Raw genomic sequence first — 12,503 nt, forward strand, 5'->3', positions numbered from 1 at the left:
TTTTCTGCCTGCTGCGTGTTAGAGTCGTCCTATGCGGCGAGAACCCCTAATTAACTTCGGAATTTCAGTTGGCGAAACTTTGTAATTCTACCATGTTGCGCGGCCTCTGTCATTTCGTAAAGCCAATGGCGGCGTCGTTCTCTCGTCTGGCCTTTAGTTTTAAAACTTTGTGAAGAAATATGAAAGAACAATTTGATGTGGTGATCGTCGGCGGGGGAATGGTGGGTGCCGCCGTGGCTTGTTGCCTGGGCGGCAGCGAGTTAAAAGTAGCTGTGATAGAAGCGCAGGTTCCAGAAGCTTTTTCCAGCGAGCAGCCACATGATTTAAGGGTTTCAGCCTTAAGTATCGCCTCGAAAAACATTCTGGAAGCTGTTGGCGCTTGGGAAGGTGTGACGTCACGGCGCTATTGTCCGTTTAAGCGCATGCGGGTTTGGGAAACGGCCGGCGACACCACCTTTAACAGCGATGACATTCGCTATCCCGAGCTGGGCTATATTGTCGAAAATCGCATCACCCAGCTGGCATTATTGGATAGGCTGCCAAGTTTTGACAATATCGAATTACTGATGCCGCAAACCATCACCAAAATAAATTACGATGGTCGCGAATCGGAGTTGGTATTAGCGGACGGTCGCGTGCTTCAGGCAAAGTTGCTGGTTGCGGCAGATGGCGGACAGTCGCGAGTCAGGCAGGCGGTAGGCTTGGGCGTGACCAGTTGGGATTATAACCAGCATGCCCTAGTGATTTACATAGAAACCGCCTATCCGCAGCAGGACATCACCTGGCAGCGTTTTGTGTCCAGCGGTCCGCAAGCCTTTTTGCCGTTGACAGGCAATTACGGTTCCATCGTTTGGTATCAATCCCCCGATGAAGTTCGACGTTTACAAGCCTTGTCTTACGAGCAATTACGGGATGAGCTGGTAGCGGCTTTTCCCGATTGTCTGGGCGAGGTCAAGCAGGTGTTGGGTGTTGCGAGTTTCCCACTGAAGCGGCAGCATGCGCAAAGCTACGTGAAGCGAGGTGTGGCTCTGGTGGGCGATGCAGCGCACATGATTAACCCATTGGCCGGCCAGGGCGTCAATATCGGCTTGCTGGATGCTGCGGCGCTGGCGGAAATACTGGTCGATGCCCGCAAACGCGGCAAGGACATCGCAGATCTGGCGGTGTTGCAGCGTTACGAAGCGATGCGCCGCAACGAGAATCTGAAAATGATGACCTTAATGGATGTGTTTTATCGGTCATTTAGTAACGACATTTTGCCGATTAAACTGCTAAGAAATCTTGGTCTGGGTTTGGCCCAACGCATCACTCCCGCCCGCAACAAAGCGATGAAGGCTGCGATGGGGTTGGAAGGTCGTCTGCCGAAATTAGCTCGCGGCGAACGTTTGTTAGCTAGATAAGGCTTTAGCTTTTCAGGCTCAAATATCGCAACATGGTGGTGCGTATTTGGGCTTTTTTGTCCTCGTCTGTGATAGGCATTGACTGCTGGTCGCTGATGTAGAACATGTCTTCCGCGCGACTGCCTATCGTGGTGATTTTTGCATCGTGCAATTGGATGTCCAACTCCGTAAACGCCTTGCCTATGGTAGACAGCAAACCGGCGCGATCCGTGGTAACTAATTCGATCACGGTGTGTTTGTGCGATGGATCTTCCAGAAAGGTGATACTGGTTTCAATCGGAAAGTGCCGGGCCTGACGGGATTGCTTGTGGATATTCTTTGAGGCTTTAACCTTTTTGGCAATCAAACCTTGGCGTAGCGAGGTGCAGATGTGCACCTCGCGATACAAGTCGTTAATGGCTTCGCCGGATTGTTCCAGCACCTGAAAACTGTTCAAGACGTACTGATCGGCAGTGGTAATGATTCTGGCATCCAGAATCGTTAAGCCCAGGTGGTCCAGGGTGGCGGTCGAAATTGAAAAAATTTGCGCTTCGTTACGGGTGTAAACGAAAATCTCCGCGCTGCCGCGCTGGGTTTGCGGCCGCAATAGCACCAGCGGCAGTTCGCTTTCCTGGCAGGCCGCGATCGCAATTGTGTGCCAGGCTATTTCGTCCGCAGAATAGCGCAGAAAATAGTCGTCACTGAGATGCTGCCAAGACTGTGTAATATTGGTTTTGGATATGCCCAGTTTCAAAAGCTCGTCGCGCGCTTCTTTTTTGTTTTCCTGTACCCGTTCAGATCGGACCATCGGATTTTGTAGTCCGCGATGCAAGGCTTGGTGGGTGGAAATATACAAATCTTTCAGCAATACATCTTTCCAGGCATTCCACAGGCTAGGATTTGTGGCGCGAATGTCTGCCACTGTTAGCAGATATAAATAATTTAGCCGCTCTATACTGCCGACTTCCTGGGCGAAGGTGTGGATGACGTCCGGGTCGCTGATGTCCTTGCGTTGTGCAGTCATCGACATCAGCAAATGCTGACGAACCAGCCAAGTGATCAACTTGGTGTCGTGGCTTGATAATTCGTGCTGCTGGCAAAAATTGTTGGCGATGGTTTCGCCTAGCGTGGAATGATCCCCGCCCCTGCCTTTAGCTATGTCGTGAAACATGGCGGCAATGTACAAAATGTCAGGCTTTGAAATCAGTAAAAAAATATTATTGCAAAACGGCAACTCCTTATTGTGTTTGGCCAGCGAGAAGCGCCGCAAATTACGAATAACAAACAGAGTGTGCTCGTCTACGGTATAGATGTGGAATAGGTCGTACTGCATGCGCGCTACGATATTGGCGAAATCCGGCAAATAGGCGGCGAGTACGCCGTAGCGGTTCATTCGCTTGAGTTGGCTGGTAATGCCGCGCGGCTGTCTGAGAATATCCATGAACAGGCGGTTGGCCTGTTTATTGGTGCGGAAATCGGCATTGATCAGGTGCAGATTTTTGCGAATCAAACGGATGGTACTGGCACGAATTCCCTTCAGAGAGGGCGATTGTTGCAAGATTAAAAAAATTTCCAGCAAAGCCAGCGGTTGTTTTTGAAATACGTCTTTGTGGCTGACTTCCAGATAGCCATCAATCGAGGAAAAATTGGCGGTGATAGGGATTGGGGCCAGGCTTTCCTTATTGCTGATCAGTCTCTCGTTCAGCAGTTGTAACAGCATTTCGTTCAGACGCTCGATATCCACGACAGTTTTGAAGTAAAACTGCATGAATTGCTCGACATCCGGTTGCTCGTTCTTATCGATGTAGCCGAACTGGCTGGCTAACTCGCGTTGGTAGTCGAACACCAAGCGGTCTTCGCAGCGGTTGGTCAGATTGTGCAGTGCAAAGCGCAGGCGCCAGAGGATGTCGCGAGCGGTAATGAGGTTGTCGTATTCCGATTTCGGTAAAAAACCGTACTTGATTAACTCTCGGAGAGACGATGCGTTGTAATGGCGTTTGAATACCCAGCTGATTACCTGCAAGTCGCGGAGTCCGCCCGGACCTTCCTTGATGTTCGGTTCCAGGTTGTAAGCGGTGTCGTGGAACTTGCTGTAACGCTTTTGTTGTTCAGCCATTTTGGCTGGAAAAAATTGTTCCGATGGCCAGAGTGTTTCGGAATTTACCTGGTGTTTTAAATCGCTAAATAGTCCGGAGTTGCCGGTAATCAGGCGCATTTCCAGCAGGTTGGTAAATACGGTTTGGTCGTCCTCGGCAACAGCCAGGCACTCTGTTACGCTACGCGTACTAAGTCCTGGTTTTAAGCCAATATCCCATAGGAAGTTACAAAAACCGGATACTTGCTGTTGATAGTCTATCGGGTTGGCTGCGCCGAGCAACACCAAAATATCGATATCCGAGTAAGGAAACAATTCGCCTCTGCCGTACCCGCCGGTCGCGATCAGGCTGTGGCGGCTGGCGGCTGCGTCGAGGAAATGCAGCCAACAGGCGGTCAATAGATTGTCGATGAACCGAGCTTTCTCGGTCAGCAGGCCGACCGTCGCCTGGTCCGGGTTAAAGCGCATTTTTAACTGCGCATTTTCCTCGTTAATCGCATTTTTGAATTTGGCGACCGGATTGTCGCCCGCGAAACAGTTGAGAAAATCGTTTTCGGTGAACAGCGCTTGGCTCACAGCTCTTCCTGTCTCAGCGTCAAAATCTCGTAGCCGGAATCGGTCACCAAAATCGTGTGTTCCCATTGTGCGGACAAACTACGGTCTTTGGTCACTGCAGTCCAGCCGTCGGCGAGGATTTTCATATGGCGTTTGCCTTGATTGAGCATGGGCTCTATCGTAAAAATCATGCCTGGTTCGATTATCTCGCCTTCACCGCGTTTGCCGAAATGCATCACGTGTGGATCTTCGTGAAACTTTTTGCCTATGCCGTGACCACAGAACTCTCTGACGATGGAATAGCGATTGTTTTCGGCGTGCTTTTGAATGGCGTGGCCTATGTCGCCGAGGCGGGCGCCGGGCTTGACTTCCGCTATCCCCAAAAACAGGCATTCGCGGGTGATATCTACCAAGCGTTTGGCGTGTGGGCTGACATCGCCGATGCAAAACATTTTGCTCGTGTCGCCGTGGTAACCGTCTTTAATCACCGTGATATCGATGTTGACGATGTCGCCGTTCTTCAGTTTTTTCTCGCTGGGAATGCCGTGGCAAATTTGTTGATTGATGGATGTGCAAATCGATTTAGGGAAGCCGCGATAATTTAAAGGCGCGGGAATAGCGTGTTGCACATCGACGATGTAATTGTGGCAAATTTGGTCAAGCTCTTCGGTGGATATCCCGGCAACGACGTAGGGGGCGATCATTTCAAGTACTTCTGCGGCCAGTTTTCCGGCAACGCGCATCTTGTCGATTTCTTCAGCGGTTTTTATGGTAATAGTCATCGGCAGGTGGCTAATTATTGGGATAAAAGCGAGTGCGGGCCCGTTTTTGCTATCCAATCAAGATGCTTTCGCAGGCAAACGCCGACAGGAGTCTATCAGAGTTGAAGTTGTTGTGAAATTCTAATCATGGTATAAAGGCAAGTTCACTATGTAACCAATACTCACACTTGTCGACACGGTCGGTGGGGTGCTGAAAGTCTATTGCAGATTTTCGGTCACTGATCGGGGCGGGTGGAGGCGTAACCCAACGCCGAATTATTCGGCAATTTTAGGAGAACTAAATGGCAGCAGTGTCAATGCGTCAAATGCTGGAAGCGGGTGTTCACTTTGGACATCAAACCCGTTACTGGAACCCGAAAATGGCTTCCTACTTGTTTGGAGCCCGTAACAAAATTCATATCATCGATTTGGAACAAACGCTTCCTTTGTTTAACGATGCGATGAACTATCTTGGTCAAATGACCGCCAACAAAGGTACCATTCTGTTTGTTGGTACCAAAAAAGCGGCGCGTAAAGTCGTGGCGGAAGAAGCAAAACGTTGTGGCATGCCCTACGTCAACCATCGTTGGTTGGGCGGCATGTTGACCAACTTCAAAACCATCAAAAAATCCATCAACCGTTTGAAAGAACTGGAAGCGATGAAAGCCGATGGCACCTTGTACCAACGTTTCAGCAAAAAAGAAGCTTTGGGCATGGAGCGCGAATTGGAAAAGCTTGAGCGCAGCCTGGGCGGTATCAAAGATATGCGCGGCACACCCGACGCTATTTTCGTTCTGGACGTAGGTTATGAAAAAAATGCCATTATGGAAGCCAAAAAATTAGGCATCCCGGTGGTTGGCGTGGTTGACTCCAATAACTCGCCCGAAAAAATTGATTATGTCATCCCAGGTAATGACGATTCTATCCGCGCAGTGACTTTGTATTGCCAAAGCGCTTCAGCCTCCGTGTTGGAAGCGAAAGCCTTGCGTATGGATGCTTCAGCCAAAGCCGACGATTTTGTAGAAGAAGTCGTAACGGAAGCGTAAGTTTTAAACGCGCTCGGCCAAAGCGGTTGAGCGCCGCTGAATCTGGTATTCAGAACAGACTGTCTTTTAAACGCCTCCTTTGTGAGGCGTTTTTTTAGTTAATAAAATTTGAGGAAAAAATGATGAGTATTAGTGCGGCGATGGTCAAGGAATTGCGTGAGCGTACCGGCTCAGGCATGATGGAGTGCAAGAAAGCCCTGGTTGAAGCCAATGGCGATATGGAACTGGCCATTGAAAACATGCGTAAAGCCGGTCTTGCAAAAGCCGATAAAAAATCCGGCCGTATCGCGGCGGAAGGCATTATTGGTGTTAAAGTTTCTGACGACGCTAAAACCGTTGTTATGGTAGACGTTAACTGCGAAACCGATTTCGTTGCCAAAGGCGATGATTTTATTGGTTTTGCTAATGATGTCGTCAACAGCTTGTTGAATGCGAATGTCAATAGCGACGAAGAGTTACAAGCCATGTTACTGAGCACTGGCGTCAGCGTAGACGATACTCGTCGTGCGTTGATTGCTAAAATCGGCGAAAACATTACTGTGCGCCGTTTCGTTAAATTCACCACCACTGATGGTGGTCAGGCAGCTTACCTGCACGGCAGTAAAATCGGCGTTATCGTCGAATTGACCAAAAACGATCCAGCTTTGGGTAAAGACGTGGCGATGCATGTTGCTGCTGCCAAGCCTGAATATGTGTCGGATGATCAAGTATCGGCCGATGTCATTGCCAAGGAAAAAGAAATTTTTGCTGCGCAAGCACTGGAAAGTGGCAAGCCTGCCGAGATCGTTGAAAAAATGATCGGCGGTCGTATCAATAAATTTCTGGCGGAAGTCACGTTGTTGGGTCAGCCTTTCATCAAAGACGACAGCGTTACCGTTGGTAAATTGCTGGCATCTAAAGGCAACGCTGTAGTGCGTTTTGCTCGTTTCGAAGTGGGCGAAGGCATCGAGAAAAAAGAAGAAGATTTTGCCGCCGAAGTTATGGCACAAGTTAGAGGCTAAACGCCTCCTAATAAACCCGGTTCGCCGGGTTTATTTATATTAGTTCGTTGCTTTTAACCCATGTTTACGGTGGATATTTGATTATGAGTCAATTGATTTGTCAGAGAATTTTACTTAAATTGAGCGGCGAAGCACTGGCGAGCGAACGCGGCGGCAGTATCGATCCCGATATAGTGCAACGCTTGGCTCAGGAAGTGAAAGACTTGTGCGATGCAGGTATCCAGGTCGGCTTGGTCATCGGTGGCGGCAATATTTTGCGCGGCGGCGAGAAAGCATCTGAAGGCCTGAATCGGGTCACCGGCGATCAAATGGGCATGCTGGCAACGGTCATTAATGCTTTGGCCATGCAGGATGCGCTGGAGTATCTCGGGCAGCCTGTTAGGGTGATGACTGCCCTGAAAATCAATCAGGTGTGCGAAGACTATATCCGTCGCCGGGCCGTCAGGCATTTGGAAAAAGGTAGAGTGGCTATTTTCGCTGCCGGCACGGGCAATCCGTTTTTCACTACTGATACCGCCGCCAGTTTACGCGCCATAGAGATAGATGCCGAGTTGATGATTAAAGCGACGAAAGTTAAAGGCGTTTATTCGGCGGACCCGAATAAAGTCGCGGACGCAGTATTCTATCCTCGTCTGACCTATGACGAAGCCATCGACCAGCGCTTGAATGTCATGGACACCACGGCCTTGGTCTTGTGCCGGGACAATAATCTGCCTATGCGGGTAATGAATGTATTTGAGCCGGGAGCGATCATGCGCTTGATGCGCGGTGAAGATATAGGCTCCCTAATCGAGAGGAACTAACAAAATGATCAGCGATATTCAACAAGATGCCGCATCACGTATGGTGAAAAGCATCGAGTCCTTGCAAAAAGCATTTACCAAAATTAGAACCGGGCGCGCCCATCCCAGTTTGCTGGATCAAATCAGTGTGACTTATTACGGCAATGAATCACCTTTATCTCAGGTTGCTAATGTGTCCGTCGAGGACGCGCGTACTTTGAAAGTCGTGCCTTGGGAAAAAAGCATGATCCAGGCTATCGAAAAAGCCATTATGTCTTCCGGTTTGGGTTTAAACCCTGCTACACAAGGCACGGTGATTCGCTTGCCTTTGCCGGCACTGACCGAAGAGCGCCGCCGCGATTTGGTTAAAATCGTCAAAAATGAAGCGGAACAAGGTCGGGTAGCGATTCGAAATATTCGCCGTGACGCCAATGCCGCGATCAAGGACGCGTTGAAAGAGAAACTAATTTCCGAGGACGACGCACGTCAGGCCGAAGAAAAGATCCAAAAGCTCACCGATCAATACATCAAGGAAGTAGAGAAGCATCTTGAAGAAAAAGAAGCCGACTTGCTTTCCATGTAACCGAGAGGCGAGATGACTGCTGCTGATAACGATAAACCGGCGATAAATAACGGCAACCCACGGCATATTGCCATCATCATGGATGGCAACGGTCGCTGGGCGCAAAAACGCTTGATGCCCAGGATCATGGGGCATTATGCCGGCGTCAAGGCGGTCAGGAAGATCGTCGAATATTGTGCCAAACAGAACATCGAAGTGCTATCTTTGTTCGCTTTTAGCAGCGAAAACTGGCGCAGGCCGCAGGATGAAGTCAGTTTGCTGATGGAACTGTTCATGAACACGCTGCAATCCGAGGTTGACAAGCTCGATAAAAATAACATCAGGCTGAAAATCATCGGTGATAAAAGTGCGTTTCCGGAAAAGCTGCGGGAAAAAATCGCCACTGCCGAAGGGCAAACAGCACAAAACGACGGATTGACATTGTTGATTGCCGCCAACTATGGCGGACGTTGGGACATCACCCAAGCATTGCGGAAAATCGTTGCCGGGGTAAAATCGGGCGAGATTGACGAACAAGCTATTTCAGAGCAGCTCGTCAATCAGTATCTGGTTACCGCAGAGTTACCCGAGCCTGATTTGTTTATCCGTTCGGGCGGCGAAGAACGCATCAGTAATTTTCTGCTATGGCAATTGGCGTATACAGAATTTTATTTTACTGATGCGCTTTGGCCCGATTTTGATCAGAAAGCGTTGGAAAAGGCTATCGGTAGCTTCAAAGGCCGGCAAAGGCGCTTCGGACACACTGGCGAACAAGTCATCGATAACAGAGTTCTCTAGGGATTTTTCTATAACCATAATAATTAAAAATCAAACACATGTTATTAAAACGCATCTTAACCGCGCTAGTACTGGCTGCCGTGTGCATCACGGCAGTTATGCAATTGCCAGCCCTTTATTTCTCCCTCTTTATCGCAGTCATTACCTTGATAGCCGCCTTTGAATGGATGGCCTTGACCGATGTCAACACAGTCACCCGGAAAATAATTTTCGTAGCGTTTCTGATTTTGCCAATGCTGGGCGTTACTTACTGGACAGTGTTGTTGGAACTGCTAAGCGAAGCGATGGAATGGCCGGAAATCAAGGATTATTCGGATGCATTGGAATGGTTTGTCATCGCTCCTGTGATGTTTTGGGTGTTGATGATGGTTTTGATCCGAAAAGCCGGTTCCCAGTTGATAAATATCGAATTCAAATCGCGGCTCAAGACGTTCAGCGGTTGGTTGGTATTGCTTTCGGCGTGGATGTTTCTCAGCAAATTAAGGGCTTATTACGGTCCCGGCATGGTGATCTACTTTTTGCTGTTGATTTGGGCTGCGGATATTTCCGCCTTCTTTTCCGGTAAAACTTGGGGCAAAGACAAGCTGGCTCCGGAAATAAGCCCAGGTAAAACGGTCCAAGGCATGTATGGCGCCTTAATATCTGCTGCTGTATGCGGTATAGGTTTTACTATCTATGGTTGGATTACCGCAACTCAGCCGGAACAGGCTGACTCTGGAGCATTAAGATTTCTGAATGGATTGGTTTGGACCGATATGTTGATTTTGTCGGTCATGACCGTGTTGATTTCGATTTATGGTGATTTGTTTTTTAGTCTGATCAAACGTAAAAAAGGTGTTAAAGACAGCGGTAACTTGTTGCCTGGCCACGGCGGCGTATTGGATAGGGTGGATAGTATTATCGCGGCCGCACCTTTTTTCTATGCTGGCATTTTATTGATTGGTAGGGTGTTTTACGCATGAAAGGTATTTGCATACTCGGAGCCACCGGCTCGATTGGCGTCAGCACACTCGATGTCGTAGCGCGCCATCCTGATCGATACAAAGTGGTGGCATTAACCGCCAACGGTAATATCGACGCCTTGTTCGAACAATGTCTGGCACATAGACCGGAATATGCGGTAGTCGCCAATCCGGACAATGCTCAAGCGTTTAAAGATAAAATCGCCGGTTCGCCGGTCGCCGGCATGAAGGTACTGGCCGGCGCAGATGCCTTGACGCAAGTCGCCACCCTGGACAATGTCGATGCGGTAATGGCCGCTATCGTTGGCGCAGCAGGTTTGTTGCCAACCTTGGCGGCCGCGAAAGCCGGCAAAACGGTATTGCTGGCCAACAAGGAAGCCTTAGTCATGTCCGGGCAAATTTTTATGCAAGCGGTCGCCGAAAACGGCGCTACGCTGCTACCGATAGACAGCGAACACAACGCAATATTTCAATGCATGCCGGCCGGTTACACCACCGGGCATACTGCCAAACAAGCCAGACGCATTTTATTGACTGCATCCGGCGGTCCGTTTCGACAAACGCCGATAGCCGATCTGGATACCGTTACGCCCGACCAAGCGGTGGCACATCCAAAATGGGATATGGGCCGGAAAATTTCCGTAGATTCGGCGACGATGATGAACAAAGGCTTGGAGTTGATCGAAGCCTGTCTGCTGTTCAATATGGACCCCGATGCCATTCAAGTGGTGATTCATCCGCAGAGCATCATTCATTCCATGGTTGATTATGTCGATGGCTCGGTATTGGCGCAAATGGGCAACCCCGACATGCGTACGCCAATCGCGCACGCGATGGCTTGGCCGGAACGGTTCGATTCCGGAGTCGCACCGCTGAATATTTTCGAAGTCAAACACATGGATTTCGAACAGCCCGATTTACAGCGTTTTCCTTGTCTGAGATTGGCCTACGAAGCTATCAAAGCCGGTGGCATTATGCCGACTGTTTTGAATGCAGCCAATGAAATTGCTGTAGAAGCCTTTTTGAACGAGCAGGTGCGCTTTACCGATATTGCGCGCATCATAGAGCGGAGCATGGCAAAATTTAAAGCCGATTGCGCCGATACGCTCGAACATGTCCTAGCAGCCGACCAGCAGGCCAGGGACGTTGCTAATGCAGTGATTGCCGAGCTCAAACACTAGTTAATGGATACTTTGCATACCTTGTTTTATTTTATCGTCGCCATCGCTGTACTGGTGGCGTTTCATGAATACGGCCATTTTTGGGCGGCGCGCAAGGTAGGCATCAAAGTTATTCGTTTTTCCATTGGTTTCGGCAAGCCGCTGATTAGCTGGCAAAAAAGCCCCGCCGATACTCAGTTCGTCGTCGCTGCGATTCCGTTGGGCGGCTATGTAAAAATGGTCGACGAACGCGAAGAAGCCGTTAAAGCCGAGGATTTGCCCTATGCATTCAACCGGCAGCCGTTGCTGGCCCGAACCGCCGTAGTCGCCGCCGGACCTATCGCCAATTTACTGCTGGCCGTGGTTTTATTTTGGTTGGTGTTGGTCATCGGCGAAGCCGGGGTCAGACCGGTCATCGGTGGGGTGGAGGCCGGATCTCTGGCCGAGCAAGCCGGTTTTGCAACAGGCGACGAAATCGTCAGTATCGACGACACCCCAACGCCGACCTGGATAGAAGCCCTGGATACCTTGTTGACCTTGGCGATTGACGGTAAAACCGAGATCAGCGTGCTGACTAAAGCGATAGACGATAGTCAACAAATTCGCTTGATTCACCTAACTGAACAAGATGTACAAACTCCGGAAACGCTACATAAGCGTTTGGGTTTGAAGCCTTGGGTACCGACTATAAAGCCGGTTATCGGCAAGCTGCTTGACGATGGGGTTGCCAAACAAGCTGGTTTACAAAGCGGGGATTTAATTCTCAGCGCGGACGGCACCGCCATTACCGACTGGCAACAATGGGTGGATTATGTGCAGGCCCGGCCGGATGTCGAAATTAAATTATTGCTGGAGCGCAGCGGCGCGCAATTGCCATTAAGCATCACGCCGCGTAGCGAGCAGCAGGGCGAGGGTAAGGCAGTCGGTAAAATCGGCGCAGGTGTCGACGCGCCGAAAGAATTGCTGGACTCCATGATGGTGATACATGCCTTATCGCCTTTGGATGCAGTGCCAGTCGCCGGAAAGAGAGTTTGGTTTTATGCGGTGACGACTCTAAAAATGATGGGAAAAATGGTGGTGGGTTCCGCTTCAATCGAGAATTTGAGCGGCCCCATCAGCATTGCCCAATACGCCGGTCAATCGGCTGAAATGGGATTTACTGCATTTCTGAAGTTTCTAGGTTTGGTTAGCGTCAGTCTGGGTGTGTTGAATTTACTACCGGTGCCGGTGCTGGACGGCGGTCATTTGCTGTTTTTCGCGGTTGAGGCCATTAAAGGCAGCCCGCTTCCGGAAAGAATGCAACTGTATTTTCAGCAAGCCGGCATGCTGCTATTAATGCTGCTGATGGGCTTGGCGATGTTTCTCGATATAGGTAGATTATTTCAATAACGCTGAACAAAGC

General features: G+C 49.7%; 11 protein-coding genes. 9 read left to right on the forward strand and 2 right to left on the reverse strand.

Going from position 1 to position 12,503, the window contains the following annotated elements; translation table 11 throughout:
- The first annotated feature begins 179 nt into the window (after positions 1-179).
- Positions 180-1,400: an FAD-dependent monooxygenase gene (locus ACR64Q_RS08585; protein ID WP_026600422.1), complete on the forward strand. Its 1,221-nt coding sequence runs from the start codon at positions 180-182 to the stop codon at positions 1,398-1,400.
- 4 nt (positions 1,401-1,404) lie between these two features.
- Here ACR64Q_RS08585 and glnD read toward each other — a convergent pair whose 3' ends face one another.
- Together glnD and map are read right to left on the reverse strand one after the other, a co-directional pair.
- Positions 1,405-4,050, reverse strand: coding sequence for a [protein-PII] uridylyltransferase (gene glnD, locus ACR64Q_RS08590; protein ID WP_313734318.1), 2,646 nt, complete (start codon positions 4,048-4,050; stop codon positions 1,405-1,407).
- The gene (gene map, locus ACR64Q_RS08595; protein WP_313734319.1) at positions 4,047-4,811 is read right to left on the reverse strand and encodes a type I methionyl aminopeptidase; all 765 of its coding nucleotides are present in this window, start codon (positions 4,809-4,811) and stop codon (positions 4,047-4,049) included. Before map ends, glnD begins: the two co-directional genes overlap by 4 nt.
- 281 nt (positions 4,812-5,092) lie before the next feature.
- Between map and rpsB the strand changes: the two genes are divergently transcribed.
- The 8 genes from rpsB (at position 5,093) to rseP (ending at position 12,490) form a co-directional block, all read left to right on the forward strand.
- Positions 5,093-5,836: a 30S ribosomal protein S2 gene (gene rpsB / locus ACR64Q_RS08600; protein WP_020481858.1), complete on the forward strand. Its 744-nt coding sequence runs from the start codon at positions 5,093-5,095 to the stop codon at positions 5,834-5,836.
- A 122-nt stretch (positions 5,837-5,958) separates the two neighbouring features.
- The gene (gene tsf, locus ACR64Q_RS08605) at positions 5,959-6,837 is read left to right on the forward strand and encodes a translation elongation factor Ts (protein WP_020481857.1); all 879 of its coding nucleotides are present in this window, start codon (positions 5,959-5,961) and stop codon (positions 6,835-6,837) included.
- An 83-nt stretch (positions 6,838-6,920) separates the two neighbouring features.
- The gene (pyrH, locus tag ACR64Q_RS08610; protein ID WP_020481856.1) at positions 6,921-7,640 is read left to right on the forward strand and encodes a UMP kinase; all 720 of its coding nucleotides are present in this window, start codon (positions 6,921-6,923) and stop codon (positions 7,638-7,640) included.
- A gap of 4 nt (positions 7,641-7,644) precedes the next feature.
- Positions 7,645-8,202, forward strand: coding sequence for a ribosome recycling factor (frr, locus tag ACR64Q_RS08615; protein WP_020481855.1), 558 nt, complete (start codon positions 7,645-7,647; stop codon positions 8,200-8,202).
- Positions 8,203-8,214: 12 nt separating this feature from the next.
- Positions 8,215-8,979, forward strand: coding sequence for an undecaprenyl pyrophosphate synthase (locus ACR64Q_RS08620; protein WP_020481854.1), 765 nt, complete (start codon positions 8,215-8,217; stop codon positions 8,977-8,979).
- 38 nt (positions 8,980-9,017) lie between these two features.
- The gene (locus ACR64Q_RS08625) at positions 9,018-9,941 is read left to right on the forward strand and encodes a phosphatidate cytidylyltransferase (RefSeq protein WP_026600425.1); all 924 of its coding nucleotides are present in this window, start codon (positions 9,018-9,020) and stop codon (positions 9,939-9,941) included.
- Complete coding sequence (gene ispC / locus ACR64Q_RS08630; protein WP_026600426.1) at positions 9,938-11,122, forward strand: 1-deoxy-D-xylulose-5-phosphate reductoisomerase; 1,185 nt, start codon at positions 9,938-9,940, stop codon at positions 11,120-11,122. Before ACR64Q_RS08625 ends, ispC begins: the two co-directional genes overlap by 4 nt.
- Positions 11,123-11,125: 3 nt before the next feature.
- Positions 11,126-12,490, forward strand: a complete 1,365-nt coding sequence (rseP, locus tag ACR64Q_RS08635) for an RIP metalloprotease RseP (RefSeq protein WP_026600427.1) — start codon at positions 11,126-11,128, stop codon at positions 12,488-12,490.
- The last annotated feature ends 13 nt before the right edge of the window (positions 12,491-12,503 follow it).

The organism is Methylomonas sp. 2F7, assembly GCF_057126975.1.

Bases quoted from the DNA above. Each gene is read 5' to 3' on its own strand.
- tsf (WP_020481857.1), top strand. From the start codon at position 5,959: ATGAGTATTAGTGCGGCGATGGTCAAGGAATTGCGTGAGCGTACCGGC.
- ispC (WP_026600426.1), top strand. From the start codon at position 9,938: ATGAAAGGTATTTGCATACTCGGAGCCACCGGCTCGATTGGCGTCAGC.
- pyrH (WP_020481856.1), top strand. From the start codon at position 6,921: ATGAGTCAATTGATTTGTCAGAGAATTTTACTTAAATTGAGCGGCGAA.
- frr (WP_020481855.1), top strand. From the start codon at position 7,645: ATGATCAGCGATATTCAACAAGATGCCGCATCACGTATGGTGAAAAGC.
- rpsB (WP_020481858.1), top strand. From the start codon at position 5,093: ATGGCAGCAGTGTCAATGCGTCAAATGCTGGAAGCGGGTGTTCACTTT.
- ACR64Q_RS08585 (WP_026600422.1), top strand. From the start codon at position 180: ATGAAAGAACAATTTGATGTGGTGATCGTCGGCGGGGGAATGGTGGGT.
- map (WP_313734319.1), bottom strand. From the start codon at position 4,811: ATGACTATTACCATAAAAACCGCTGAAGAAATCGACAAGATGCGCGTT.
- rseP (WP_026600427.1), top strand. From the start codon at position 11,126: ATGGATACTTTGCATACCTTGTTTTATTTTATCGTCGCCATCGCTGTA.
- ACR64Q_RS08625 (WP_026600425.1), top strand. From the start codon at position 9,018: ATGTTATTAAAACGCATCTTAACCGCGCTAGTACTGGCTGCCGTGTGC.
- ACR64Q_RS08620 (WP_020481854.1), top strand. From the start codon at position 8,215: ATGACTGCTGCTGATAACGATAAACCGGCGATAAATAACGGCAACCCA.